This window comes from Aeromonas sp. 604282, assembly GCF_049170575.1.
Classification (GTDB): domain Bacteria; phylum Pseudomonadota; class Gammaproteobacteria; order Enterobacterales; family Aeromonadaceae; genus Aeromonas; species Aeromonas veronii_A.
This window is the reverse complement of the sequence record NZ_JAAKMV010000005.1, coordinates 111,449-136,599: the sequence shown is the minus strand read 5'-3', so window position 1 is coordinate 136,599 and position 25,151 is coordinate 111,449. Positions and strand designations below refer to the sequence as shown.

Here is a 25,151-nt window from a genome sequence, read left to right as displayed (position 1 = left end):
TGATTTGATGAGGTGATGGTTAGAATGACCTGTCAAAAGAGGCCTGCAGCAGGTAAAATGCGCCCCCTTCGTTCGATGCCCGCGGCAGAGCGCCTGTTGTTCCATGCGCGCGCCCGCAGCCCCCACAGAGAGTAACGGATATGTCCATCAACTGGTTCCCCGGTCACATGCACAAGGCCCGCAAAGAGATTGCCGAGGTCATGCCCCAGGTCGATGTGATCATCGAGATGCTCGATGCCCGCATCCCCTTCTCCAGCGAAAACCCGCTGGTGCCCGAGCTGCGTGGTGATACCCCGGTGATCAAGGTGCTGAACAAGGCGGACCTCGCCGATCCGGCGATCACCGATCTGTGGGTGGCGCACATGGAAAAAGAGAAGGGGATTAAGGCGCTGCCGTTGACACAACAAGAGCCGGAGAAGATCAAACAACTGCTGACCCTCTGCCACGAGATGCTGCCGGAACGCAACTTTGAGCTGCGCGGCGTGCGGGCGATGATCATGGGGATCCCCAACGTGGGCAAGTCCACCCTGATCAATACCCTGGCCGGGCGCATCATCGCCCGTACCGGCAACGAGGCGGGGGTGACCAAGTCCCAGCAGCGGATCAAGCTGGATAACAACGTCATCCTGACCGATACCCCGGGTTTCCTCTGGCCCAAGCTCAACCCGCCCTCCTGCGGTTATCGTCTGGCCATCACCGCGGCCATCAAGGACACGGTGTTCGACTATGCCGATATCGCCATGTTCGCCGCTGACTACTTCATCAAGGCCTATCCGGAGCGGATCAAGGCGCGCTACCAGATTGACGAGTTGCCCGAAACCGAGATCGAGCTGCTGGAGATGATCGCCCGCCAGCGGGCCTTTATGCGCAAAGGGGGGCTGGCCGACTTGCACAAGGCGTCCGAGATCCTGATCAACGAGTTCCGCTCCGGTTTGCTTGGCCGCATCTCGCTGGAGACGCCGGAGATGGTGAGCGTCGAGATTGTCGAAGCCGCCGCAGAAGCCGAGCAAAAAGCCAAAGAGAAGGCCGAGCGGGAAGAGGAACGTCAAGCCCGCGCCCGCCGCAAGTACGCCCGCAAGCGTCAGAAATAGTTATCCTCAGGCGTCCCGAGCTTGCCCGACAACGAGCGAGCTTGTGTGACCCAGATGACGAAACAAGAAGAGGCGACCCCAGGGGTCGCCTCTTCTGTTTTATCTGGTGAAATGCCCGACATATAAAGGCATGTAATCAGCCAAAACGTTGTCGCGCCGTCTCAAACAGCGACATATGAAGCGGGATCAGCTGTTGCCAGTCGCGGCGATAGCCGCCACCGGGCACTGCAGCGATGGGCACGCCGTGCAGCAGTGCACAGTCAAACACCATGGCATCGCGCAGGCGAACCGCTTCATCACTCAGGGAGAGATAACCAAGTTCGTCGGCATGATGCACATCGACGCCCGCCTGATAGAGGATGAGATCCGGCGAATAGAGGCGCAGTGCCAGTGAGAGCGCCTGTTGCAGTGTAGTGAGATAGGCATCGTCCGTCATGCCGCTAGGCAGCGGAAAATCGAGGTGAGAAGCGGCTTTGTGATGGGGAAAGTTGTGCTCCCCATGGAGGGAGAGGGTGATGATATCGCGCCGCCCGGTGCACAAGGCCGCACTGCCATCTCCCTGATGCACATCGAGATCGACGATGAGTACCTGTTCACAGCCCCCCTCGTCGAGGCAGGTCTGGGCGGCAATCACCAGATCGTTGAACAGACAAAAACCGCTGCCGTGATCCCGATGGGCGTGGTGATAGCCGCCGGAGATCTGCAAGCCGCAGCCCTGCTCAATTGCATAGCGGCTGGCGGCAATGGTGGCACCCACCGAGCGCAAGGTGCGCTCCATCAGCATGGGTGACCAGGGAAAACCAATCTTGCGGATGGCGCGATCTTCAAGCTGGCCGCTCAGGGCCGCCGCGACATAATCAGCATCGTGAATGCGGCAGATTTGCTCCCGGGTGGCCGCAGGTGCTTCGCCAAGGGGGTAACCCCGTGCCTGCAACTGCTCAAACAGCCCCTGATACTTGGCCAGCGGAAAGCGATGGCGTTCGGGTAACGTCAGGGAGGAGTAGAGGGGGTGATAGAAAATGCGCAACGACATGGTGCCATTCTCCCTGGCAAGGTGGCGCTTTCTATATATGGAATCAGCAGATGAACCCATATATGCACTCTCTACATAACAAGAAAGAGGAAGCGCGTAAATCAAGGCGAGTCGTGAGTGAGGCCACAGGATATGGAAAAGGGGAGCTTGGCTCCCCTTTCTGTCAATATCTCAGCCCGGCTTATTGCTGCTGGATAACCCAGATCTGGAAGGCTTTGCGGGTTTCCGCATCCGCCTTGTTGTACCAGTTTTGCAGCTGGGTCAGGGCTTCCGGATTGCTCTGTGCCTTGCTCGGCGCAGCCACGACTGGTGCGCTGGCGGCTGCCATCACGGCAGCAGAGGAGACAGCAACGGTTTTGGGCTGGTTGAATGCTTTGCCCATGTTGATCAGCTCTTGCTGATAGTCACGGGTCAGCTGGAAGCCCTCTACTTTTGGCATCACGAATTGTTCGCTGCTCACTTGCTGCCCTGTGACCTTGTCTTTCAGCGCCACTTTCTGATCTTTCAGGAACTGTTTGGCTTCTGCTTCATTACGGGGCTTTTTATAGTCCAGCACCAGTTGCTGATTGTCGGCGGCGGTGAAGTTCAGCACCAGCGGCTCGGCGGTCACCAGCTTGATTTCGTTACGGCTGGAGTAGTTGCCTTCAAAGGCGACGACCAACTGGTGCTTGCCGGCAGAGAGGGGGAAGGTGCTGGTTTTGTCGAGCAGCTTGGGGTTGATGGATTGGCCATCGATCAGCTGCACGATGTAAGGGTTGGATACTTCCAGTTGGGCATCAGCCAGGGCGCTACCGGCCCACAACAGACCAGCCAGCGCCGGTACCAGAACAGTCAGTTTCATTTCATCTCCTTGAACAGTCAGGCGATTGCCCACTGAAAACAGGGGCTCATTTTTACAGGTTTGGCCTACTGCGGCAATGGCTCTTTCCGGTGGCTAAAGAGTGCTCTGCTGTTGATTTTTTTGTTTATACAGTGGTTTGATTACTCGATCCGCCGAGAGAACGGCGGGAGGGCATCGAGCAACCCCTTGCCATAACGTTTGGTCAGCAATCGCCGGTCAAGGATGGTGACCCGCCCCCGATCGGCCTCTTTGCGGATGAGTCGACCACAGGCCTGTATCAGTTTGCGCGATGCCTCCGGCACTGTCAGTTGCAGGAACGGGTTGCCTCCTCGCTGCTCCACCCACTCGGCGGTGGCCTCCTCGACCGGCGAGTTGGGCACCGCAAAGGGGAGCTTGGTGATCACCAGATTGGTAAGGTAGTGACCCGGCAGATCCAGCCCCTCCGAGAAGCTGCCGGTACCAAACAGGATGCTGGCCTGACCGCCATCGCATTTTTGCTTGTGCAGGGTGAGCAGGGCGCTACGGGAGGCTTCCCCCTGCACCAGCAGTGATAGTCCCTTGGCTCGCAAGCCAACAGCCACCTCATTCATCTGCCGGTAGGAGGAAAAGAGCACCAGACTAGCCTCCTTGCCCGCCAGAATGCGCGGCAGCACGCTGACAAGCTCGCTGGTAAAAGCAGGCGAGTTGGGTTCGTGCGCCATTTTGGGCAGATAGAGCTCGGCCTTTTGGTAGTCAAACGGTGAGCGCAGGCGCAGATATCGGGTGCCGTCATGCTCTTTGAGCCCTACCTGATGGCGAAAATAACTAAAGGATGAGAGGGCGGTGAGCGTTGCCGAGACCAGCACGGCCCCCAGGCATTTCGACCAGAGCCACTCCTCCAGCAGATATCCCACCTCTATGGGGGAGGCATGCAGCCAGATATCGCCATCATCGCTCTTGGCCATCCAGCGGGCGAGCGGGGTTTTGCCTGTCGGGATATGGCGCCCCAGCATCTCCCACAGGGCGCAGAAACTCTCCAGCCGCTGCAGATGAAAACCGCTCTCGGCCAGCAGGGGTTCTGCCTCCTTACGGCGGATCTCGCCATCTTTCAGTGCTTCACCGATCGCTCCCTGCATCCTATCCAGCGCCCGCAACGCTTTCTTGCTCGACTCCTTGAGGTTCTCTGCCAGCATGGGCAGGGGATCCGGCAACACCCCCTCGGCGAAACGATAGTGGGGGTCACTGCCAAACAGCCGATCGTTGGCGCCGAGCCACTGCTCGACCGCCTTCAAGTCGGGTTGGATGGAGGCCAGCGCATCCTGCAATTTGAGTTGGGGGTCGAGCAGGCTTTCCTTATTAAGCGTCCGCGCCAGCTTGCCTGCGCTTTGCACCAGCTTCTCCAGCCAGCGGCGTGAACCTTTGATACTGGCCGACGCCGCGCCGTGATCCCGGGCAATGGTAGGCAGGTGATGGGCTTCATCCAGTACATAGATGCATTCATCTGGGGGTGGCAGGATGATACCTCCGCCCATGGTGAGATCGGAAAGCAGCAGCGCATGGTTGACCACCAGTACATCGGCGCTATCCATGTCGTTGCGGGCGCGATGAAAGGGGCAGTGCTGGTGATGGCTCAGCGCCTTGTTGCAGGTGTGGCGGTCGGCGGCGATGCGATCCCAGCAAGTGTCGGGAATGGGCTCTGGCCAGTTGTCCCGATCCCCATCCCATTTGCCATTGGTGTAGGCCTGCCACAGGGCCTGGTAGCGATCTTTGTCGCTGTCAGATGGCTTGGATTTGCTCAGACTGCCAAAGTCGAGCTCAAAGTTGGCCATCTCGGCACCACTGGCTGCCTGCTCCAGCAGATGTTCGCAACAGTAGCGCTGGCGCCCTTTGACCAACATGAAACGAAACGGCAGCTCGCTGTGGCGGTGGTAGAAGGGAAGGTCTTTGTGGATCAGCTGCTCTTGCAGCGCCACGGTGGCGGTGGAGATCACCAGCTTCTTCTGGGTAAGGCGAGCTACCGGAATAGCGCCTTGTGCATAGGAGAGTGATTTGCCGATGCCGGTGCCGGCTTCGGCAACCAGAATGCGGCGCTGTTTATCGTACTCCCCGGTTAACGTCTTGGCGATTTCGGCTACCAGAAAATTCTGCTCCTTGCGCGGTACAAAACCGGGTAATTCATCCGCAATCTGGCGATAAGTTTGACGGATGATGGCTTTGAGGCGAGTCGAGAGCATAAAGATAAAGTCAGCTTGGGAGTTAATCGGAAGACAAGGATACCCGTAACCCCTTGGAGAGGTCGAGGAGACATCCATTCTCACAATGGTTTCTCGCTACTTAGACAACCTTGGGGGTTTATCAGGCATCTGGCTTCATGCGCATACAAAACACACCGTTTAAGTTCAAAAAAGCAGCTAAATAGATTGCAAACGTTTCCCTTTTAGCTGCTTTTTAGGTGAGATCTGGCTCACATTTTTGTCTCCATGACTATGGTTTCCATAAAAAGTTCCAAGTTTTTTCATTGCGGTTCAAAAAATCCGGTGCTAGTCTCGGCGGCATAGTGATGCAAAGAACATCGCTAACACAGGGAATAACAACAACTTAGTGTTTAATTACAGTAGGCATTGGAAACTATGAAAAAGACAATTCTGGCTATTGCTATTCCGGCTCTGTTTGCATCCGCCGCTAACGCAGCAGTGATCTATGACAAAGACGGTACCACTTTCGACGTATACGGCCGTGTACAAGCTAACTACTACGGTGAACACGATGATACCGACGGCGAGCTGATTGGCTCCTCCCGTCTGGGTTGGTCCGGTAAAGTTGCTCTGAACAACACCTGGTCCGGTATTGCCAAGACCGAGTGGCAAGTAGCTGCTGAAAACTCTGACAAGGGCAGCGACGGTAAGTCTAGCAAGTTCGATGCTCGTCATATCTATGCAGGTTTTGACGGCACCCAGTACGGTAAAATCATCTTTGGTCAGACCGACACCGCTTTCTACGATGTGCTGGAGCCGACCGATATTTTCAACGAATGGGGTGATGCAGGTAACTTCTATGACGGTCGTCAAGAAGGCCAGGTTATCTACTCCAACACCTTTGGTGGTTTCAAAGGCAAGGTTTCCTACCAGACCAACGACGACGTAGCTGTCAAGATCACCGACGTAGGTCAGAAAGTTAAAGAAGATGCAATCTTCGGTTCCGATGTTAAGCGTAAGAAAGCCTATGCAGCTGCCGCTGGTTACGACTTCGACTTCGGCCTGGGCTTCAATGCCGGTTATGCCTACTCTGATCTGCAGAACAAAGTTAACGGCAACACTGGTAAGAAAGACGAGTGGGCTGTTGGCGCGCACTACGCTATCAATGGTTTCTACTTTGCTGGTGTTTACACCGAAAGCCAAGTTAAGAACAAGAGCCTGGGTATGAAAGATGACGGCCGTGGCTACGAGCTGGCTGCATCTTACAACGTAGACGCCTGGACCTTCCTGGCTGGCTACAACTTCAAAGAAGGCAAGGCCAACGCTCAAGCTGCCGGTTCTACTTACAAGGATCTGGTTGACGAAACTCTGCTGGGTGTTCAGTACGCCTTCACTCCGAAGCTGAAAGCTTACACCGAGTACAAGATCCAGGGTATCGAGAAGCATGACGACGAGTGGACTGTTGCTCTGCAGTACAACTTCTAATAAGTTGAACAAGAGTAATATCCAGGCTTGAGTCTTTGACCAGGCTACGAATGGCCGAGATAATTTCTCGGCCATTTTCTTTTTTGGCGACAACGTATTGGCGCCATGATAAATCGCCGGATTGCTGTGTTAAGTGATCTTTGGCAAACCATCTGTCTCGGTTAATCTCTCCTGCTTCCTGCTTCCTGCTTCCTGCTTCCTGCTTCCTGCTTCCTGCTTCCTGCTTCCTGCTTATCTCTTTGATGGGAGGCACTGTTCTTCTTTGCGTCGTACAGCCTTGCTCGCAGCCGTTTGGTTTGACCGTTAGAATCTGGCAGCCCTTGCAAGGGGCGGTGCTATTTGCGCGGATTGCGTGGATATTGAGGAGGCATACTTGCTGGATGTGAGGCAGCGCCAGATGAGGGCATTGAGGCCAGTCAGCGGTGGGGCTCGACGTAAGGCCGAGCGTGACTGACGTCAGTGTTTAAATATGTAACAAATAAAATGGGAAGATGCTCAGGCATCTTCCCATTCTGGCGATATGAGGTAGCTGCTTTTGCAGGATCAGCCGTGTTGGCGGCGGTCGTTGGCCTGGGCCAGTAGCATGCGGCTTTCACGCAGGAACTGGTCGGCATGTTCGCCGAAGAAACCGGAGACTTGCGAGAAGGCCTCGATGAAACCGTCCCTGTCTCCCCGATCCAGCAGCCCCAGCGCTTCGCCGAAGTTTTGGTAGTAGCGGCGGATCATCGCCAGATTCTGCGGTGACGACAAAATGATGTCGGCATAGAGGTGGGGATCCTGGGCAAACAGCCGCCCCACCATGGCCAGCTCCAGCCGGTAGATGGGGGAGCTCAAACTCAGCAGGCGATCCAGATTGGCCTGCTCCCGGGAGAGGTGCCAGCCATAGGCAAAGGTGGCGAAGTGACGCAGCGCCTGAATGAGGGTCATCGCCTCATCGTGGGCCTTAGCTTCCACCTGTTGCAAGCGGGCGCCCCAGATGGTCATCTGATCCAGCAGCCATTGGCTGGCTGCGGGGTTACGACCCTGACAGCAGACGATCACCTGCTTGGCGAGGCTTGCCACATCCGGCCCGAACATGGGGTGTAGTCCCAGTACCGGCCCCTGATGTACCGCCAGCATATGTTCGAGCGGCGCCGCCTTCACGCTGGTGACATCCACCAACAGGCAGTGGGTGGGCAGGTTGCCGAGGCGGTCGATGATCTGGCAGGTGATATCGATGGGCACCGCCACCATCACCAGACCGGCTCCGGCGAGGATCTCGTCAGCGCGCGCCCAGTCGGCTTGTTCCAGCGTCTCGACCCAGTAGCCTGAGAGGCTGAACATATGGCCGAACAAGCGACCAAGCTGGCCCTGACCACCGATGATGACCACTTTGCCAAGGTCCGGCTTTATGCATTTGAAGCCGGTATCTTTCTCGCTGGCGTAAGATTCGCGCATCACCCGGCGCAGTACGTCTTCGATGAGATCGCCGGGCACTCCCAACTGCTCGGCCTCGGCGCGGCGGCGGGCCAGCATGCTCGCTTCCCGATCCGGTGCATATATGGGCAGGCCGTGGCGGCTCTTTACCTCACCCACTTCTCCCACCAGGGCCAGACGGGCGGCCAGCAGATCGATAAGCTGCTTGTCCACCGCATCTATCTTGTCCCTGAGTACATTCAACTCTTCAGCCATATGCAGTCCCTGCTGGCGCCGCAGCGGCGGCGCCATGAAAATCAAGATGCAACAAGGTATCACGGCATGAGCTGCCAGATGCCACCTGCGGTGATACCCAGATTGTTCAATAGGTTACGACAAGATACCACGGCTTACCGCGCAGTTCTGCCCTTGAGAGGGTCAGCCAGCTGGCTGTGGCAGCGGGCCAGCAGGGTGGCGGTGGTGTCCCAGTCGATGCAGGCATCTGTGATGGAGACCCCGTAGCGCATCTGCTCCTTGGGCTGCTCGCTGGACTGGTTGCCCTCGAACAGGTTGGATTCGAGCATCACCCCGATGATGGAGCGGTTGCCCTCCTGGATCTGGTGGATGACGTTGTCGGCCACCTTGGGTTGCAAACGGTGATCCTTGCTGGAGTTGCCGTGGCTGCAATCCACCACAAGGCTCGGCAGCAGGCCCGCTTTCTCCAGCGCCTCTTCCGCCAGCGACACGTTGACCGAGTCGTAGTTGGGATGTTTGCCGCCGCGCAGGATCACGTGGCCATCCGGGTTGCCCTGGGTCTGCAGCAGCGCAACCTGGCCCTGCTGGTTGATCCCCATAAAGGCGTGAGGGGAGGAGGCCGCCTGCAGCGCATTGATGGCGGTCCCCAGGTTGCCGTCGGTGCCGTTCTTGAAGCCGACCGGCATGGAGAGGCCGGACGCCATCTCCCTGTGGGTCTGGGATTCGGTGGTGCGGGCGCCGATAGCCGACCAGGAGAAGAGCTCGGCCAGGTATTGCGGGCTGATGGGGTCGAGTGCTTCGGTGGCCAGCGGCAACTCCAGCTCCGCCAGCCAGCAGAGCAGCTCGCGGGCACGGTGCAGCCCCAGCTCCACATCGAAGGTGCCATCCAGATTGGGGTCGTTGATAAAGCCTTTCCAGCCTACCGTGGTGCGCGGCTTCTCAAAGTAGACCCGCATGACAATGTAGAGAGAGTCCTGATAGGCATCATGCAGCGCTTTGAGTCTGGTTGCGTACTCTTTGGCGGCGTCCATGTCGTGGATGGAGCAGGGACCACAGATCACCAGCAAGCGGTGATCGCGACGGTGAATGATGTCGGCGATGGTATTGCGGGCCCCTTGCACGAATGCCAGCGCCTTGTCGGAGATGGGTAACTTCTCCTTGAGCTGGGCAGGCGTGATCATCACTTGTTCGGACTGGATGTGGATGTTGTTCAGGGGGTCTCTTTGCATGATTTCATTCTCTCTACTGTATTAAGCCAAAAGCGATTGTACCGATATGTTTACGTTGGTACCTGCTTTGTTACGCAACCGCCCTCACCTTACCAAGGAAAAACAAACAATCAAGTGAAACTAGCGGATTTACCGCTAAAAAGTCAGATAAAGGAGCTGCTATATAGCGCGAACAGGAATAATACAGAGGGTTTTTCGGAGGGGTAATGGCTTTTGTGTAACTTAAAATTTACAGCCTGAGGGGGGAGGCTGCATTGCCCAGCTGTTTACCCACAGTAAATGGTATCTCTGGGAGACTGCAACGCGATGGCAATGATGGTGTGAGGTGGCTATCTGGTCAGCCATAGAAAGAGGGAGCCGTTATGGCTCCCTTTGCGGTAGGAAGGGGGATCCCGTCTGGCTGCGGATCAGCGCTTCTGTTTTCCCTGCAGCTCTTTGTTCAGGCGAGTGAGCATCCCCTGGGTGACCAGCACTATGCCCTGCTCGGAGCGGTGGAAGCGACGTGCATCTTCATCGGCGTTTTCACCGATCACCGTGCCTTCCGGCAGTTTGCACCCCTTGTCGATCACCACCCGGCGCAGTCGGCAACCGGCACCTATCTCCACACCCGGGAAGATCACGGCCTGATCCAGGGTGCAGAATGAGTCGACCCGCACATTGGTAAAGAGCACCGAACTCAGGATGAAAGAGCCGCTGACGATGGTGCCCCCGGCAAACATGGAGTTGATGGTCATGCCGTGCTGGCCGTTTCGGTCCTGCACGAACTTGGCGGGAGGAGTCATGTTCTGACTGGTCCAGATGGGCCAGTCCTGATCGTAGATATCCAGCTCAGGCGTGACGGAAGCGAGATCCATATTGGCCTCCCAGAAGGAGTCCACGGTGCCCACATCGCGCCAGTAGGGGCGGCGATCCGGACAGCAGCCGACACAGGACATGCCAAACGGGTGAGCGAATGCGGTGCCCTCTTTCACCACGCGGGGGATCACGTCCATGCCGAAATCGTGATGGGACTGCTCGTTGGCAATGTCCTCTTCCAGCAACTGATAGAGATACTCCGCATCGAAGATATAGACGCCCATGGAGGCCAGCGCGGTATCGGCCTTGCCCGGCATGGCGGGCGGGTTGGCAGGCTTTTCGACGAAGGCGTTGATCTTGCGATCATCATCCACCGCCATGACCCCGAAGGCGCTTGCTTCACTGCGTGGCACCTCGATGCAGGCAACGGTCACCTTGGCGCCCATATTGACGTGGTCGAGCAGCATGGCGGCGTAATCCATCTTGTAGATGTGATCGCCTGCCAGCACCACCACATATTTGGGGGCGTGATCGCGGATGATATCCAGATTCTGGTAGACCGCATCGGCGGTACCCCGATACCAGTTCACCTCATCCACCCGCTGCTGGGCAGGGAGCAGATCGATAAACTCGTTCATCTGGTAGCGCAGGAATGACCAGCCGGATTGGAGATGGCGCAACAGGCTGTGGGATTTGTACTGGGTCACGACACCGACCCGACGGATGCCGGAGTTGATGCAGTTGGAGAGCACGAAATCGATGATGCGGAATTTGCCGCCGAAATGAACGGCAGGTTTTGCACGGTTGTCGGTTAACTGTTTGAGGCGACTACCCCGCCCTCCTGCGAGTACCAAAGCCATGGTCTCGTTCAGCAACTGTCTGGATTTTGCTGTATTGGCAGGTTGTAACAACATCTCATATCCCTTTGTAGATAAATCACTACAATGTTGCCTCCTTTGAGCCCTCAAGAAAGTGCTTTCAGTCACATTTTATGGTTTCTGACGTAATAAAATGACCTTTTTGTTATTAAAAATGACGGGTTGATCCGTCATTGCTTTCAATATGGTCAGTTGTCAATTGAGGCGAGCCGAGCAACAAAAGGGGCGGCGAGAGACCGAGAGGATGGATGGAAATTGCCCCTGCCAATGGTTTGCAGGGGCCCGGTTCGTTGAGACCCGGTGAGCCGGGCCTGGTTAACAAGGTTCAGGCTGCGTTGGCCAGTGGCTCCTCGCTCTTTTTCTGATAGGCCTGCGGGGTGAGCCCAAGCAGCTCCTGCACGGTCGAGGCGACGGTAATGGAGGAGACGGTGCCCACCAGGATCCCGGCAAACAGGGTGAAGGAGAAGCCGTAGAGGGCGTCACCGCCAAACAGCAACAACGCGCCCACGGTAAACAGGGTGGTGCCCGAGGTGATCATGGTGCGACTGAAGGTCGCCTTGATGGCCACATCGGAGCACTCGTGGATCCCCATCTGGGTACGCGAGCTCAGCAGATCCCGCAACCTGTCCGAGATGACGATGCTGTCGTTGAGGGAGTAGCCGATCACCGCCATCAAACCGGCGATGATGTTCAGGTCGAATTCGATCTGAAAGAGTGACAGCAGCCCAAGCGCCATGATGGCGTCATGGACCACCGAGAGCAGGATGCCGATGGCCTGACGCCACTCGAAACGAAACGCCAGATAGGCCGACATCGCCAGCGAAGCCACCAGCACGGCCAGCATCCCCTGCTGGAACAGCTCGGCACCCACCTGGGGACCGACGATGGTGGTACGCAGCAACTCGACCGGCATCCCCAGTTGCTGGGTCAGCATGGTGGCGAGATCTGCCGCGGGCCAGGGCAGTTCGTGGGGGGGCAGCTTGATCAGCCACTCGCCGGGAATTCCGGCCGAGCTCAGCTCAACGGCTCCCGCCAGCGGGGAGACCAGCATGGCATTGAGCTCATGGGCCTCTTTCAGGGTCTGGATATGAAACTCCAGCAGGATCCCGCCGGTAAAATCGAGCCCCAGAGTGAGGCCGTTCACCAGCAAGATGGCGACGCTGGCCACGGTCAGCAGGATGGAAGCCCACAGGCCGATATAACGCCAACGGGTCAACCCCATGGCAACGATCATTCTCAACATAATTCTCTCCTTGGCCAGCCAGCATCAGGCTGTTGGCCCATCACGACGTGTCGCGACACGCCGGGAAAATAGTGTTCTGCTTTGGCCGCTCCGGCCATATCCATGGCCGATGGCGCAGTCAAAGCCGCTCATCAGAGGGACTGCTGTCCCGTTACACCTTCAGCGTGCGCTCGCTGCTGCGTCCCCACAGGGGGTTGATGATGGCGCGCGTCCCCCAGATCCCGGTGATCATGCTGGAGAGCAGACCCAGAATGAGGGTGATGGAGAAGCCCTGCAGCGGACCGGAGCCAATGGAATAGAGCACCACGGCGCAGATGAGCGTAGTGATGTTGGCATCAAAAATGGTGTGGAAGGCCGAGCGATAGCCAAAGTCGATGGCGTTGGCCAGTGAGCCCCCTTCTCGCAGCCGGTCCCTGATCCGCTCGAAGATCAGCACATGGGTATCCACCGCCATGCCCACCGTCAGCACCAGACCGGCGATCCCCGGCAGGGTCAGCACGGCGCCCGGCAGCACCGCCAGCATGCCGACCTGCATCAACAGGTTGGCGACCAGCGCCGTGATGGCAACCCAGCCGAATTTGCGGTACCAGGCCATCATGAACAGCATCATGCCTGCCATGCCGAAGGCCAGAGCGGTGAAGCCCGCCTCGATATTCTGCATCCCCAGCGTCGGGCCAATACTGCGTTCTTCCAGGATCTTGAGCGGGGCGGTGAGGGCGCCGGCACGCAGCAGCATGGCCAGCTCTTGCGCTTCTGGCAGACTGCCAATGCCGGTGATGCGGAACTGGTTGCCAAGGGCGGTCTGGATGGTGGCGACGTTGATCACCTCGCTCTGGGCGCGCAGTTTACCCTGAGCGTTGGTCTTGTACTCGGTGAAGACGGTCGCCATCGGCTTGCCCACATGCTGGCGGCTGAACTGGTTCATCTTGCTGCCACCCAAGGTGTCGAGCACGATATTGACCTGGGGTTGACCCATTTCGCCCATGTTGGCGCGGGCATCGACGATGTGCTCGCCGGTGAGTACCGGCTTGCGCGCCATGCCGACGGCCTGACCGTTGCGATCGGCGATGTAGAAGTGGCTGTCGGCTTTGGCCTCGTAGAAGGCCAGCGAGGCGGTGGCGCCGATCACCTCTTTCGCCTGCTTGGGGTTATGTACCCCGGGCAGTTCGATACGGATGCCATCCTGACCTTGACGCACCACCGAGGCCTCGACGATGCCTAGCTCGTTGATCCGTTTTTTCAGGATCGACAGGTTCTGGGTCACGGCGTTGTTGACCAGCAGGGTACGCTCCGCCTCGCTCAGCACCAGTTTCAGATCATTGCCGGAGCGGGTCAGCTTCCACTGATCCTGACGGGTACCGGCACTCTCCTTGATGATGGCGAGCCAGCTCTCCTGTTCGGCCACCTCCGGCAGGGTGACGGCTACGGCGCCCTGTGCGCTGCGCGTGACGTTGGCGCCACGCAGGTTGGCTTCACGGAAGCGGGTGCGCAGGGTATCCACCAAATTCTTGGTCTGATTGTCGATGACAAAGTCCACGTCCACCCCGATCAGCAGTTGGGAGCCGCCACGCAGATCCAGCCCCAGCTTGATGGGGTCGGCGCCGAGGCGGGTGATCCAGGCCGGCGCGTTGGAGTGAAACTCCAGGGTCAGGGCGGCACTGTCGACCCCTTGCTGCTCCAGCAACTGCTTGGCGCGCTGCTGATCGCCCTGACTGGCAAAGACCAGCTCGACCCGCTCAGGTTGCTCAATGACCTTGACCGGGGTCAGGTGTTTGTCGCTCAGCAGCATCTGCTGCTGGGTGGTCAGGCGCTGCTGTCCGTGCAGGCCGAGGGAGGGCTGCTCACCGAAAAAGGTGGGCAGGGAGTAAAAGGTAAAGGTCAACAGCATCAACAGCAGCAGTGCGTACTGCCACTTGCTCATGCGGTTGAGAACGGTGCGATTGCTCTTTCTCATGGCAAACAAACCTCTGTCAGGAGAATGGTGCCCGGGCCGATAGCAACAAGGCTCGGCAAGGCGCAAAAAATGGGATGCATCAGATGCGGATCAGGCAGTTGCCGGATCCGTCAGGAAGAGGAGATGAGCAAACAGTGGATGTGCCAGCCCCTCCGGGGTCAGGCGCTCAGATAGCTCTGGGTGAAGCGGTATTGCAGATGTTGGCGCTGTAGATGGCGCCGGTGGATCGCGCCAAAGCGATCGCGAAAACTCTGTTTGTGATAGAGCTCGGGGGCCAGCATCAGCCAGCCGAGCAGCAACAGCAGGATGGCCTGGGCCGACCAGCTCTGGATCAGCTCGTAGACCACACTCTTGGGCTGGTTGTCACTGCGCAGGGATTGTTCGAGACGCAGCAGGTGATTCTGATGGCTGCCGACAAACTTGATGATGTCATCATCGCTGTCGCTAAGCTGATTGAACACCTGAGTCTGCTGCTGTTCACTCTGGGGAGATGCGGGTAGCAGCGGGCCTTCCATTCGGGCGATGGAACAAAGCAGGGTGAGGGCGATAACCAGAGTTACCAGCACCAGTTTTACTTTGTCGATAAGGCGCAAAAGTTAATTCCCGATAAATAGGAAGGGCAAACTACCATAAGCGCCCGGTTTGAACAAGGTTGCTCGGGTGTGCGGCACCATTCGGCGCCGTTTGTCAGCTGCCGCTCATCTGCTTGAAGTCGCGGGCGTAGCCCTTGAGCAGGGAGTAGAGATGGGCCCGCTGGGAGATATCCAGCGACTGGCTCATGGCGCTCAGCCAGTTGACGGTACGCTGGCGCGACTGTTCGGTATAGCCGGTAAAGCGGCCATCCATCAGCCCATCCCCCTCGGCCAGCAGGTCAGTCAGCTCGCGGGTAAAGTCGGGACTCTGGCGCTGCTTCATCAGCCTGTCCAGCTCCTGGGTCCAGGACTCCTGAAACTCGAGCCAGGGGGGCATCAGCTCGTATTGCCATTCGGCCCACTGGGCCACCAGTGGTGCCTGTGCCGGTTTCACCTCGCCAATCCAGAACTCGAGCCGCTTGTTCATCTTGTCGCGAAACTCTGCCAGCATCTGCTCTTTGGGCTCAGTGGCAAAGTCCTTTTGCCGCTCCTGTTGCCGCTTGACCCGATCGGTCATAAAGCGGGCCACCTGCTCATCGGTCAGGGTGCGCGCCAGCCTGACCGCGCGGGGGATAGTGTTTTCCAGCGTGCGGGTCAGACTCTGCTGCACCGCATCTAGGTTGGTCGAGATCTGCTCCGGCGTCATGGGGCTGGCCACCGCCTTGGCCAGTGCATCGAGATCCTTGGCGTAGCGCGGCAGCTCGTGCTGGCGGTGCCAGGCCATCAGCCCCTTCACTTCGCGGCTGAGCAGATCCTTCTGCGAATAGGAGAGGGCAAAGTAGTCATCCAGCTGCCAGATGATGGCGGTATCGAGCCAGTAGTAGATCACCCGGGTGGAGCAGCCGGTCAGCAGCAGGCCGATCAGCAGCAGACCCCAGGTTTTCGGCTTGTGCCAGCGCACCTTGTTTATCATCTGTTACTCCAGTCGTTGCCGGTTGATGGCGATCAGGGTGTCATAGTCGAGTGAGGGCTGTTGCTCTGCCATCAGCAGGGCCCAGAGCAGGCCGATATAGTCGACCCAGGGTAAAAATGCCTCGCTCTGAAAATCGGGCCACTGGTGGCGCGGCACGGCCTGCAGATAGTGCGCTTCCAGCTCGTCGCGCCGCTCGGCGGGCCACTCATGGGTGCGCTGGATGCTGGCGAGCTCAAAGCCGGGGTGACCTGCCGCGCCATACTCCCAGTCGATGACCCAGGGTTTGCTTCCCAACAAGTTAGCCGGATTGAGATCATGGTGGCAAGGGCGCCAGCAATCATTTGGCTCACTGCTGGCGAGCAAGCCCCGCTCCAGGGCGGGCAACCAAGAGGGAATGCGGGCCAGCCGGGCGCGATAGCCTGCCGCGTGGGCTCGCACCGCCATCACCACCGCAGGCAGCGGCAGGCGATGGAGCTTGCGCAGCACCTCAGCCAGCAGACGGGGCTGATCGGCTTCCGGTGGCGCCGCGTATACCCAGTTTGGCTCATCGCACCATTCGAGCAGCATCAGACCGCTGGCGGGATCGCCATAGTGGCAGGGCAGCGCCAACCCTTCGCCCATCGCCCCCTGATAAAGCTGCCACTCGGTGGAACGGTCGATACCAAGGCGCACCGGGTCGGAGTGGCCCTGACGCAAAAAGTAACTGCGCCCCGAGGGGAGGCGCAGTCGATAGTTGCAGTTGGTCAGGCCTAACCCGAGTGGTTCCAGCTGCCCCTCCCGCCAGGGGGCGGGCAGGCTGGCCAGTAGCGGATCACAGTTGCCTGTCACCAGGAGCCTGTTACCAGCCAAAGGTGGATTTCTTCGCCTGTTTGCGGATCTCTTTCTGATCGGCCCATAGCAGTTCGCCGTTTTGCAGGTCCATCAGGTTCATGGTCATCTGGTAGTAGACATCCTTCACCTTGCCATTGTCCTTGACGATGCTGGCGAGGTTGCCATAGACCATGTAGCGGGCACCAGTCTGCTTGCCAAGCCGCACCATGGAGGCAGGATCCACCATGCCGCTGCTCTGCTGGTATTCGAGCTGCTGCTTGACGGCGGCCACCTTGCTCATGTCGACGAAGCGGAACTTGCCGGCCCGCAGCAGCTTGGTGCGGATGGTGTCGGTGATCGCTTCAGTATCGATGTGCTCGGAGGTCTTGTTGCGGATAGAGTCCATAAACATCACCGGACGACCGCCTGCGGTGATCTCGCTGGTGGCAGGGGAGGCGAGCATGGAGTCCGCCATCTTGTCGGCGATGGCCTGCAGGTCGCTTGAGCCGTAATCGACGGTGACGGTTTCGGTTTCAGTGGGATCGCCATAGCTGACGGTAGTGCTGGAGCAGCCGCCCAAGAGCAACGCGCCGGTTAGGATCAGCAGGGCATGATTCATTTTCATCAGTAGGATTCCTCAATCACTTCGCGTACGTAAATCCGGTAACCTTGCGCCGCCGGGCTGGGCGCCAGGGCCGAGAGGGTGCGGGTCTGATAGCCATGCAGCTTGATGGGGGTCCAGCCGCGGCCATCGCTGGCGACCTCCTGACCGGCCTCATCATACCAATAGAAGATATATTGCAGCTTGTTATCGCCGCGCTGGGTGCTGGCGGCGGCCACATTGACCTGCAGCAGGCCATTTTGCTGGCGGCGGCTCAGCTCGGTCAGGGTGACGTTGACGTTTTGATGCTGCTCTGCCACTGGTGCACCGCCCGCCGGGCCATAGAGCGCCACGCCGGAGGTGTTGGTGGCGCAGCCGGTCAGCAGCAGCGCGAGCCCGAGGGCCAACCCGTATGCTTTCATCTTGCTCTCCTTAATCGGGGTGAGTGGGGCCGCGAGTGTGCCTGCCCGTTTAATTGTCTTGCTCATCTCTCTTCGCCGTCTGCTCAGAGCGGCATCACCCGGGTGGTCAGACCAGCTCCGAGGCGCTGTACCCAGACCAGGGTGATGCGTCCCTTGTGGATGGTGAGCGGCAATTGCCGCTGCGCAGCCCCCGCGCTCAGGGTGAGGTTGATGTCACCTGCCGGCACCATCCCCTGCCAGCTCGATGCCTGAGCTGGCAGCGTCAGCCAGCTGCGGGTATCGGCTCGCTCCGAGAGGGTATTGAAGATCCCCACCAGAATATTGCCCACATCGCCCCCCTCTTTGGCGGCGGTGCGGCGCATCTGCTCCTTGGCCACCAGTCGCAGCGCCTGGCGGGTCAGCATACCGGGCAGCCGCTCTTGCAGATCTTTGGCAGCTAGTGCTTCCAGCCTGACCAGCTCGCTGGTCTGCTCGACCCGCTTGCCGACTTCCACTGTCAGCGGGCCGGTGTCGCTGGCCCGATTATCGTAATAGGGGATGGCGACGGTAAAGGTGCGAAAATCGCCGCGGGAGGTGGAGATGGGCAGCGGCAGGAACAGTTCGCGCCGCGCCGGGATCAAACCATCTTCAAACAGCACCACCAATTGGCCCTGATTTTTAGCTGGCAATGGCGCTTTGCGGCCTATCTTTTTCTCTGTCTCGCGGATCTCGTCCGGTGAGCCACGCAGCCGCGCCAGACGCAGCAAGGCATCTTGCAGGCTGCGGTTGTCCGGCGCTATCTGGTAGCCGCGTTGATAGTCGACCCAGGCGTCGTTGAGATCCCCGGCCGCCTCATAGAGCACGGCAGAAAAGTAGAAGGTGTAGGCGTTCTGAAAACCGTTCTTGACCTTGCCGATCAACCGGTCGAGATCCGGTGCGCCGCGCGACATCAGCTGGCGCATCTCGCCTTCTGCTTCGGCCTCTTCGCTCTCATCCTTTGCCTTGCGTACCTCATCGGCTCGCCGTTTCAGGGCCTGCTCCTGCACCTGATTGGCCCGGCGCACCTCCACCAGGGCGCCATCGGCATCACCCCGTTGCAGGTAGTTGAGGGCCAGATAGTGATGCAGCATGGTGCGTTCGTAATCGGGGGTGAGATAGGCAATCGACTGATCGTTGGTGAGCAGACTGCCCACCTGATCCAGACCGTGGCTCAGCCGGTATTCGGCCTGATTGTCTTCCCACTGAAGGCTGCTGTCGGCGGCGGTGAACGCCTGCTTGCTACCCGCATCATGACCCGCCAGCCAGGTAATGCGCCCCTGTTCGAGCCGATCCAGCACAAAGGTGTCATCCCCCAGGGTGGAGTCGCGCACCTCGGGCAACGCCTCGGCGGCATGGCCCAGCAGCAGCTGGTTGCGCAGGGGCACCATCTGATCGGAGTAGGAGACGAACATATCCTGCCAGCGGGAGGCGCAGCCTCCCAGCAACAGCAGGGCGCCGCAGAGCAACAGGGCGCTGCGGCAGGTTGAGGCGTTGCGATTCATTACAGGCTGAGCAGCGGTCCCAGCGGCTGGCCACCGACCAGATGCATGTGGATGTGGTAGACCTCCTGCCCGCCATGGCGGTTGCAGTTCATGATGAGGCGGTAGCCATCTTCGGCGATACCCGCCTCGCTGGCCAGCTTGCGGGCCACGGTGAACATCCGGCCAAGAGCCAGCTCATGCTCGGCTTCCACGTCGTTGACGGTGGGGATCAGGGTATTGGGGATGATCAGAATATGGGTCTTGGCCTTGGGTTGAATATCCCGGAATGCGGTGACCAGATCGTCTTGATACAGGATGTCAGCAGGGATCTCTTTACGGATGATTTTGCTGAAAATGGTTTCTTGCGCCATGGCTAACTCCCTTATATGAAAAAGAAAATCGAACTTGCACCCCAAGTGGCTCCCGAAAGGGGGCGAGCTGCGCGTCAAGTGTGACACAAGCCGAGATTTGACACAGCTGATGTCCCATTCCCTTCAGTTATTGTTAAGAATACCGATAGCCAGAGGGACGTCATCTGCATCACCTGTTCAGGGTTCTGCAGGGTATCAAAAGGACGGGGTACTCAGGCAAGGGACTTTTGCATATACAGCGGGACAATAATGAAACAAACAATGTCGGATCTCTCCATCTTGCAGCGAGTCTACCTTGGCTTCGCGATCCTGGTGGCCGTGATGGTGGCCAGTTCACTGCTCACATTTCGTAGTCAGGAGACTCTGGGGAACGCGCTGGAGCAGGTTACCCAGCAGTCGATGCCGCTGGTAATTGCCAGCAGTCAGACCCAGATCACCCTGCTCAGCGCCAACAAGTGGCTGGGGGATGTGCTCACCGAGCAGGATCCCAAACAGCTGCCGGCCGAAGTGGCCGAACTGAAACAGGCCAAGGCCGCGGTAGGCAAGAGTCTTGACGCCTTGCGCCAGCAGGTCGCCCACCACCCCGAGCTGCAAGGGGAGATGAGCACGCTCAGCCAGCAGGTCGACAGCTACCTGCAACTGACCGACACCCTGCCCGGCGAACACGAGGCACTGCTTACCCGGCTGCACAAGGTCAATCTGGCCAAGGGGCAGTTTCAGGTCAGTCTGCCCCAGTTCAAGAAGAGTCTGGGGGACATGATGGTCACCATCGACGACAGCTTTATCAAGATGCTCTCCGAGACCCTGACCACCAAGCTCTCCGCCATCGAACTCTCTACCATGGATGCCCTCAATCAGAGTATTCCCGCGCCCATTGAAGCCGCGCTCAAGCGCAACAGGATGCAGATTGAAGGGTTCAACAGCACCATCAAGGATCTGCAGGGGGAGCTCAAGGATTTCGATAACAACATGGGTCACTACGTCCATGGTTTCGTGCGCGATACGACCGCAAGCGAAGGCGTGCTCTCCCAGTATTTGGCGCTGATGAAGCAGCAGGAACAGATGCGGGAGAAGAGCAAGCAGGCCAGCGCGCTCATCGTGGCAATTCAGGATCGGCTTGAGCGGATCACTGCTCAGAGCCAGCAACTGATGAACCAGAGTATTCAGCATGCCAAAGCCGCACAGAGCCAGAGCACCCTGACTCAGGGCGCCAGCATAGCGGTTGCCATCCTGATCGCCATGCTGGTGGCTTATACCCTGGGCAAGGCCATTCGCCGTCCGCTCAGGGAGCTGCTGCGGGTGCTGACCGAAGTGACCCAGGGCGACATGACCCAGCGCATCGGTTTTCGCAGCAAGAACGAATTCGGCCAGCTGGGCAGCCAGATCAACTTGCTGATTGCCCAGATGGGGGAGGTGCTGGCGCAGCTTTCACAGGCGTCCGCCCAGCTTAACGATGCTGCTCACGGCAACCGCCATACCACCGAATCAGTGCGGGCGGATCTGGAGAAACAGCGGCAGGAGACCGCCTCGGTCGCCGCCGCTATGACCCAGATGGAGGCCTCGGTGCGGGAGGTGGCGCAGGCGGCCAACCAGACCCTGGAGCGGGTGCAGGATGTGGAGAAGGCCTCCGAGATGGGGCGTAAGGTGATGGCAGGCAATATCACCACCACTCATCAGCTGGCGGGCAAGCTGCAACAGACTGGCAAGGTGATTGGTGATGTGAGCAGCATGAGCAGCCAGATCGGCAACATCCTCGATGTCATTCGCGGCATCGCCGAGCAGACCAACCTGCTGGCCCTCAATGCGGCCATCGAAGCGGCGCGGGCCGGCGAGCAGGGGCGCGGTTTTGCGGTGGTGGCCGATGAGGTGCGCAGTCTGGCGGGTCGTACCGCCCAGTCCACCAGCGAGATCCAGACCATGATCGAGAACCTGCAGCAGGGGGTTGCCAAGGCAGTGACAGTAATGCAGGAGTGTTCTCGCGAGATGGACAGCTGCGTCGAGCAGAGCTCTCACGCCAACAACGCCATGGAGGAGGTGCAGGGGATTGTGGTGCTGATCAGCGACATGTCGAGCCAGATCGCCTCTGCTGCCGAGCAGCAGCAGGCCACCAGCGCCGACATCGCCACCAATCTCAACCGCATCTCCGATATCTCGGATCTCAACTATCAGGGGATTGAGCGGGTAGCCGAGACCAGCCAGCAGCTGGACTCCCTCGCCGAGCAGCAGGAGAGCCTGGTCAAGCGCTTCCGCCTCAGCGCCTGATGGTCGAGAGTTGAAACAACAAGGCCCCGCAGATGCGGGGCCTTCTCTTTATTGCTGCAGCGACAAGGGGATCAGGCGTAGGCAATCGCACCCTTGCCGACCCCTTCATAGGCGACAATCTTGACGAACTTGTCGCCAACCATCTTCTTCACTTCGCGAGCAATGTAGCAGGCCAGCAGCTCGACCGTGGTGTCGGTGTCGATCATCTCCACCTCGGCGGTGGGGATGGCCAGCTGGAACAGCCCTTGCGGCGCCATATATTTGAAGCCGCAGTGATGCTCGCCAAGCTGGGCATTGGCGCGAGGGCTCAAAGCGAGCTCGGTCAGCGCCACCTTGTCCTCCTCGGTGCCGAGGTAGATATCGCCCCAGCGCTCGGCCCAGTTGAGCTCAAGCTCCTGGTCGCGCTCGCCATCGATGTGGATCTCGATGGGAGAGCGGTGGCCGTGGGCGATGCGCTGGCAGTTGCCATCGTGCTTTTTCAGGCCGTGGCTGTAGTGGTAGAAGGCACCGGTGATCGCCTCCTGACGCAGGGTCAGCGACAGATCCTTGATGTTGCCCGGCAGCCGTTTGGCCAGCACCGCCAGCAGGTAGCGGGTCACCGACTCTTTATCAACTTGCGGGGCAGGGATAAAGGCAAAGCCCTGGGATGGGCAGCGCAGATGGATGGAGCGACCCGGGCGCAGCAGATCCACTGTGCTTTCGTCACCATCCAGTGTCTCGACGTGGATCAGCGGGCACTCGGTCGGCACCAGCAGCTTGTGGTCCACCTCTTCATCGATGATCGACTTGATCAGCTTCTTTACCCGGCCAAAGTCCAGCAGCATGCTCATTTCGTTGAGCTCACCGCTCATTTCGATATCTACCAGCCAGCTCTCGCCCACCATGCCGCGGCGTTCGCAGAGGTAGCTGGAGTCGATCACGGTCAAATCTCTTACAAATAACTTCATCAGTCAGGCCTTGCTACAGAGAAAGGGCAGTTTTGCGCTATTATGACCCGCGATTATCGGCAAAGGAACTGGAACCCCCCATGAACAAACTGCTTATCAAGAATGCCACCCTGGTCAACGAAGGCCGCATCTATGCCTCCGATGTGTTGATCGAGGGGGAACGGATTGCCCGCATTGCCCCGGATATCGAGGCGCCCGATGCGCTGGTTATCGATGCCGCAGGTCGTCATCTCATTCCCGGAATGATCGATGATCAGGTCCACTTCCGGGAGCCGGGGCTGACCCACAAGGGGACTATCGCCAGCGAATCCCGCGCCGCCGTCGCCGGTGGCACCACCAGTTTCATGGAAATGCCCAACGTCAATCCCCAGACCACCACCCTCGAAGCCCTCGAAGCGAAATACCAGATCGCCGCCAACTCCTCCGTCGCCAACTACAGCTTCTATCTTGGCGCCACCAACGACAACCTTGAAGAGATCAAGCGTCTCGACCCCAAGCAGTCCTGCGGGGTCAAGGTGTTTATGGGCTCCTCGACCGGCAACATGCTGGTGGACAATCAGGAGACCCTGGCGGCCATCTTCCGCGAAAGTCCGGTGATGATCGTGACCCACTGCGAAGACACCCCGACCATCGCCAAGGCGGAAGAGGCGGCGCGGGCCAAGTGGGGCGAGAATGTGCCGATGGGGGAGCACGGCCGCATTCGCAGTGACGAAGCGTGCTACAAATCCTCCAGCATGGCGGTGGCGCTGGCGAAAAAATACGGTGCCAAGCTGCATGTGCTGCATCTGACCTCGGCCAAGGAGCTGTCGCTGTTTACCGCCAGCCACGACCTGAGCGAGCTGAAGGACAAGAACATCACCGCCGAGGTGTGCGTTCACCACCTCTTCTTCAATGATGCCGATTACGAGACCCAGGGCAGCCTGATCAAGTGCAACCCTGCGGTGAAGAGTGCTGCCGACCAGCAGGCACTGCTGGATGCGGTACGCAACGACGTGCTCGACATCATCGCCACCGACCACGCGCCCCACACCTGGGAAGAGAAGCAGAACAGCTACTTCAAGGCGCCGTCCGGTGTGCCGCTGGTGCAGCACTCTTTGCAGGCGCTGCTGGAGCTCTACCACAATGGCGTGTTTACCCTGGAGACCATCGTCAAGAAGACCTCCCACGCGGTAGCCGAGCGCTTCCAGGTGCAGGATCGCGGTTATATCCGCGAGGGGTATTTCGCCGATCTGGTGCTGCTGGATCTGGGCAAGCCCTATGTGGTCAACGATGACAACATCCTCTACCACTGTGGCTGGTCGCCCTTCAACGGCTACCGCTTCCACAGCACGGTGGAGATGACGCTGGTGAACGGCCAGATCGCCTGGCAAAACGGGCAGGTGACTGACCAGATCCTGGGCAAGCGGCTGACCTTTAACCGCTGATTGTTCGCAAAGCAGGCGAACGCACCGTGGCCGAGGAATTGACGGCGTTTCCCTGTTGACAGGGCAGGGTCATCTCCATAAACTCTGCCCCCGTCAGCCGAGCTGACTCCGTCGGTGTGTAGCGCAGCCAGGTAGCGCATCTGCATGGGGTGTAGAGGGTCGGAGGTTCGAATCCTCTCACACCGACCAAATTCCCCGGTAAAGGCCTTGTCAAACGACAAGGCCTTTTCTTTTGCCTGCGATTCGCCGCACAGGCGTGAAGCCAGTGGTGATGCGTGCCGGTCGCTGTTGGCGCGAGCGGATTGTGCAGCCACCGCGCTTTATGGTGTAGTAACAACACTGTTGCTCATTTGCCTGGCGAGGCCTCTCGTGTCTGCATCCGTATCTAAACCCTGTTGTCTGCTGATGCTCACCCTGCTGCTGGTGGGCTGCGCCACCCCTTACGAGAGTGAAAAGTCATTCTGGAATGGCCAGACCGGTTTCTCCCAGACCCGCCTTGGCCCGGACAAGTGGCAACTGGAGTTTGTCGGCAACGATCTGGTGGACAGGGAGACTGCCCGCAAATATGTGCTCAAGCGGGCAGGGGAGCTGGCACTGGCAGAGGGTTACTCCTGGCTCAAGGTCGATGAGCTGACCATTAACCGCGATGCCGTCAGGGTGACCCCATCACGGCCGATCTTCGGCTTTGACGAGGATGAGCCGGAGCTCTTTATGGCCCAGATGCAGGTGCAGCACACCATCTCGGCGCTGCTTACTTTTCGCCTGTTGCCACGGGCACTCGATGAGCGAACTCTGAATGCGAAAGATCTCGCCAAAATCAAAATAAGCAGCGATTAATATTGGTGGTTTGCAAGATCTATATCACATACACCTAATGGCAGGATAAAATTCTGGATA

At 58.8% G+C, this 25,151-nt stretch carries 21 protein-coding genes and 1 tRNA gene; 6 read left to right on the top strand and 16 right to left on the bottom strand.

Annotated features, from left to right (window positions below; genetic code table 11):
- Positions 1-140: 140 nt before the first annotated feature.
- The gene (ylqF, locus tag G5367_RS08500; protein WP_005334061.1) at positions 141-1,091 is read left to right on the top strand and encodes a ribosome biogenesis GTPase YlqF; all 951 of its coding nucleotides are present in this window, start codon (positions 141-143) and stop codon (positions 1,089-1,091) included.
- A gap of 136 nt (positions 1,092-1,227) precedes the next feature.
- Here ylqF and G5367_RS08495 read toward each other — a convergent pair whose 3' ends face one another.
- The 3 genes from G5367_RS08495 to dinG form a co-directional block, all read right to left on the bottom strand.
- Complete coding sequence (locus G5367_RS08495) at positions 1,228-2,124, bottom strand: histone deacetylase (protein WP_421243973.1); 897 nt, start codon at positions 2,122-2,124, stop codon at positions 1,228-1,230.
- Between the two features lie 181 nt (positions 2,125-2,305).
- On the bottom strand, positions 2,306-2,965 hold the full coding sequence (locus G5367_RS08490; protein WP_005344612.1) for a DUF2057 domain-containing protein: 660 nt from the start codon (positions 2,963-2,965) through the stop codon (positions 2,306-2,308).
- Positions 2,966-3,105: 140 nt separating this feature from the next.
- Positions 3,106-5,178 carry an ATP-dependent DNA helicase DinG gene (gene dinG, locus G5367_RS08485; RefSeq protein WP_216979049.1) on the bottom strand — a complete coding sequence of 691 codons (2,073 nt, stop codon included), beginning with the start codon at positions 5,176-5,178 and terminating at the stop codon, positions 3,106-3,108.
- 396 nt (positions 5,179-5,574) lie between these two features.
- Here dinG and G5367_RS08480 point away from each other — a divergent pair, with 396 nt between their 5' ends.
- The gene (locus G5367_RS08480) at positions 5,575-6,624 is read left to right on the top strand and encodes a porin (protein WP_005344614.1); all 1,050 of its coding nucleotides are present in this window, start codon (positions 5,575-5,577) and stop codon (positions 6,622-6,624) included.
- 543 nt (positions 6,625-7,167) lie between these two features.
- Here G5367_RS08480 and tyrA read toward each other — a convergent pair.
- The 12 genes from tyrA to hinT all read right to left on the bottom strand — a co-directional run bounded on the left by tyrA (position 7,168) and on the right by hinT (position 19,621).
- The gene (tyrA, locus tag G5367_RS08475) at positions 7,168-8,295 is read right to left on the bottom strand and encodes a bifunctional chorismate mutase/prephenate dehydrogenase (RefSeq protein WP_421243972.1); all 1,128 of its coding nucleotides are present in this window, start codon (positions 8,293-8,295) and stop codon (positions 7,168-7,170) included.
- A 134-nt stretch (positions 8,296-8,429) separates the two neighbouring features.
- Positions 8,430-9,503, bottom strand: a complete 1,074-nt coding sequence (locus G5367_RS08470; protein WP_421243971.1) for a 3-deoxy-7-phosphoheptulonate synthase — start codon at positions 9,501-9,503, stop codon at positions 8,430-8,432.
- Positions 9,504-9,910: 407 nt separating this feature from the next.
- The gene (gene glgC, locus G5367_RS08465; RefSeq protein WP_005334047.1) at positions 9,911-11,212 is read right to left on the bottom strand and encodes a glucose-1-phosphate adenylyltransferase; all 1,302 of its coding nucleotides are present in this window, start codon (positions 11,210-11,212) and stop codon (positions 9,911-9,913) included.
- Positions 11,213-11,501: 289 nt separating this feature from the next.
- Positions 11,502-12,419: a protein translocase subunit SecF gene (secF, locus tag G5367_RS08460; protein WP_421294151.1), complete on the bottom strand. Its 918-nt coding sequence runs from the start codon at positions 12,417-12,419 to the stop codon at positions 11,502-11,504.
- 151 nt (positions 12,420-12,570) lie between these two features.
- A complete protein-coding gene (gene secD / locus G5367_RS08455) occupies positions 12,571-14,373 on the bottom strand; it encodes a protein translocase subunit SecD (RefSeq protein WP_421294149.1) in 1,803 nt (600 codons plus the stop codon).
- Between the two features lie 158 nt (positions 14,374-14,531).
- The gene (locus G5367_RS08450) at positions 14,532-14,966 is read right to left on the bottom strand and encodes a hypothetical protein (protein WP_204478938.1); all 435 of its coding nucleotides are present in this window, start codon (positions 14,964-14,966) and stop codon (positions 14,532-14,534) included.
- A gap of 94 nt (positions 14,967-15,060) precedes the next feature.
- A complete protein-coding gene (locus tag G5367_RS08445) occupies positions 15,061-15,918 on the bottom strand; it encodes a DUF6279 family lipoprotein (RefSeq protein WP_005353080.1) in 858 nt (285 codons plus the stop codon).
- 3 nt (positions 15,919-15,921) lie between these two features.
- Positions 15,922-16,746, bottom strand: coding sequence for a phosphotransferase (locus G5367_RS08440; RefSeq protein ID WP_421243969.1), 825 nt, complete (start codon positions 16,744-16,746; stop codon positions 15,922-15,924).
- A 10-nt stretch (positions 16,747-16,756) separates the two neighbouring features.
- Complete coding sequence (lpoB, locus tag G5367_RS08435) at positions 16,757-17,353, bottom strand: penicillin-binding protein activator LpoB (protein WP_005302153.1); 597 nt, start codon at positions 17,351-17,353, stop codon at positions 16,757-16,759.
- Positions 17,353-17,751, bottom strand: coding sequence for a YcfL family protein (locus G5367_RS08430; protein ID WP_064339841.1), 399 nt, complete (start codon positions 17,749-17,751; stop codon positions 17,353-17,355). Before G5367_RS08430 ends, lpoB begins: the two co-directional genes overlap by 1 nt.
- A gap of 83 nt (positions 17,752-17,834) precedes the next feature.
- Positions 17,835-19,271 carry a COG3014 family protein gene (locus G5367_RS08425; RefSeq protein WP_421243968.1) on the bottom strand — a complete coding sequence of 479 codons (1,437 nt, stop codon included), beginning with the start codon at positions 19,269-19,271 and terminating at the stop codon, positions 17,835-17,837.
- A complete protein-coding gene (gene hinT, locus G5367_RS08420; RefSeq protein ID WP_005344639.1) occupies positions 19,271-19,621 on the bottom strand; it encodes a purine nucleoside phosphoramidase in 351 nt (116 codons plus the stop codon). Before hinT ends, G5367_RS08425 begins: the two co-directional genes overlap by 1 nt.
- Before the next feature lie 249 nt (positions 19,622-19,870).
- On the opposite strand from hinT, the gene G5367_RS08415 reads away from it, so the two are divergent.
- Positions 19,871-21,883: a methyl-accepting chemotaxis protein gene (locus G5367_RS08415; protein ID WP_005344641.1), complete on the top strand. Its 2,013-nt coding sequence runs from the start codon at positions 19,871-19,873 to the stop codon at positions 21,881-21,883.
- A 71-nt stretch (positions 21,884-21,954) separates the two neighbouring features.
- Here G5367_RS08415 and G5367_RS08410 read toward each other — a convergent pair whose 3' ends face one another.
- Positions 21,955-22,830 (bottom strand): 6-pyruvoyl trahydropterin synthase family protein, encoded by an 876-nt coding sequence (locus tag G5367_RS08410; protein ID WP_421243967.1) that lies wholly within the window; start codon positions 22,828-22,830, stop codon positions 21,955-21,957.
- Between the two features lie 80 nt (positions 22,831-22,910).
- On the opposite strand from G5367_RS08410, the gene G5367_RS08405 reads away from it, so the two are divergent.
- The 3 genes from G5367_RS08405 (at position 22,911) to G5367_RS08395 (ending at position 25,091) form a co-directional block, all read left to right on the top strand.
- Positions 22,911-24,254 (top strand): dihydroorotase, encoded by a 1,344-nt coding sequence (locus tag G5367_RS08405; protein ID WP_421243966.1) that lies wholly within the window; start codon positions 22,911-22,913, stop codon positions 24,252-24,254.
- A 112-nt stretch (positions 24,255-24,366) separates the two neighbouring features.
- A tRNA-Pro gene (locus G5367_RS08400) sits at positions 24,367-24,443 on the top strand.
- Positions 24,444-24,659: 216 nt separating this feature from the next.
- Complete coding sequence (locus tag G5367_RS08395; protein WP_421213355.1) at positions 24,660-25,091, top strand: CC0125/CC1285 family lipoprotein; 432 nt, start codon at positions 24,660-24,662, stop codon at positions 25,089-25,091.
- The last annotated feature ends 60 nt before the right edge of the window (positions 25,092-25,151 follow it).

What these genes read in the sequence shown, in the direction of transcription:
- G5367_RS08395 (WP_421213355.1), top strand. Translation starts at nt 24,660, where the DNA reads ATGCTCACCCTGCTGCTGGTGGGCTGCGCCACCCCTTACGAGAGTGAA.
- G5367_RS08415 (WP_005344641.1), top strand. Translation starts at nt 19,871, where the DNA reads ATGAAACAAACAATGTCGGATCTCTCCATCTTGCAGCGAGTCTACCTT.
- G5367_RS08480 (WP_005344614.1), top strand. Translation starts at nt 5,575, where the DNA reads ATGAAAAAGACAATTCTGGCTATTGCTATTCCGGCTCTGTTTGCATCC.
- secF (WP_421294151.1), bottom strand. Translation starts at nt 12,419, where the DNA reads ATGTTGAGAATGATCGTTGCCATGGGGTTGACCCGTTGGCGTTATATC.
- lpoB (WP_005302153.1), bottom strand. Translation starts at nt 17,353, where the DNA reads ATGAAAATGAATCATGCCCTGCTGATCCTAACCGGCGCGTTGCTCTTG.
- G5367_RS08470 (WP_421243971.1), bottom strand. Translation starts at nt 9,503, where the DNA reads ATGCAAAGAGACCCCCTGAACAACATCCACATCCAGTCCGAACAAGTG.
- glgC (WP_005334047.1), bottom strand. Translation starts at nt 11,212, where the DNA reads ATGTTGTTACAACCTGCCAATACAGCAAAATCCAGACAGTTGCTGAAC.
- secD (WP_421294149.1), bottom strand. Translation starts at nt 14,373, where the DNA reads ATGAGAAAGAGCAATCGCACCGTTCTCAACCGCATGAGCAAGTGGCAG.
- G5367_RS08445 (WP_005353080.1), bottom strand. Translation starts at nt 15,918, where the DNA reads ATGATAAACAAGGTGCGCTGGCACAAGCCGAAAACCTGGGGTCTGCTG.
- tyrA (WP_421243972.1), bottom strand. Translation starts at nt 8,295, where the DNA reads ATGGCTGAAGAGTTGAATGTACTCAGGGACAAGATAGATGCGGTGGAC.
- dinG (WP_216979049.1), bottom strand. Translation starts at nt 5,178, where the DNA reads ATGCTCTCGACTCGCCTCAAAGCCATCATCCGTCAAACTTATCGCCAG.
- hinT (WP_005344639.1), bottom strand. Translation starts at nt 19,621, where the DNA reads ATGGCGCAAGAAACCATTTTCAGCAAAATCATCCGTAAAGAGATCCCT.
- ylqF (WP_005334061.1), top strand. Translation starts at nt 141, where the DNA reads ATGTCCATCAACTGGTTCCCCGGTCACATGCACAAGGCCCGCAAAGAG.
- G5367_RS08405 (WP_421243966.1), top strand. Translation starts at nt 22,911, where the DNA reads ATGAACAAACTGCTTATCAAGAATGCCACCCTGGTCAACGAAGGCCGC.
- G5367_RS08430 (WP_064339841.1), bottom strand. Translation starts at nt 17,751, where the DNA reads ATGAAAGCATACGGGTTGGCCCTCGGGCTCGCGCTGCTGCTGACCGGC.
- G5367_RS08410 (WP_421243967.1), bottom strand. Translation starts at nt 22,830, where the DNA reads ATGAAGTTATTTGTAAGAGATTTGACCGTGATCGACTCCAGCTACCTC.
- G5367_RS08495 (WP_421243973.1), bottom strand. Translation starts at nt 2,124, where the DNA reads ATGTCGTTGCGCATTTTCTATCACCCCCTCTACTCCTCCCTGACGTTA.
- G5367_RS08425 (WP_421243968.1), bottom strand. Translation starts at nt 19,271, where the DNA reads ATGAATCGCAACGCCTCAACCTGCCGCAGCGCCCTGTTGCTCTGCGGC.
- G5367_RS08490 (WP_005344612.1), bottom strand. Translation starts at nt 2,965, where the DNA reads ATGAAACTGACTGTTCTGGTACCGGCGCTGGCTGGTCTGTTGTGGGCC.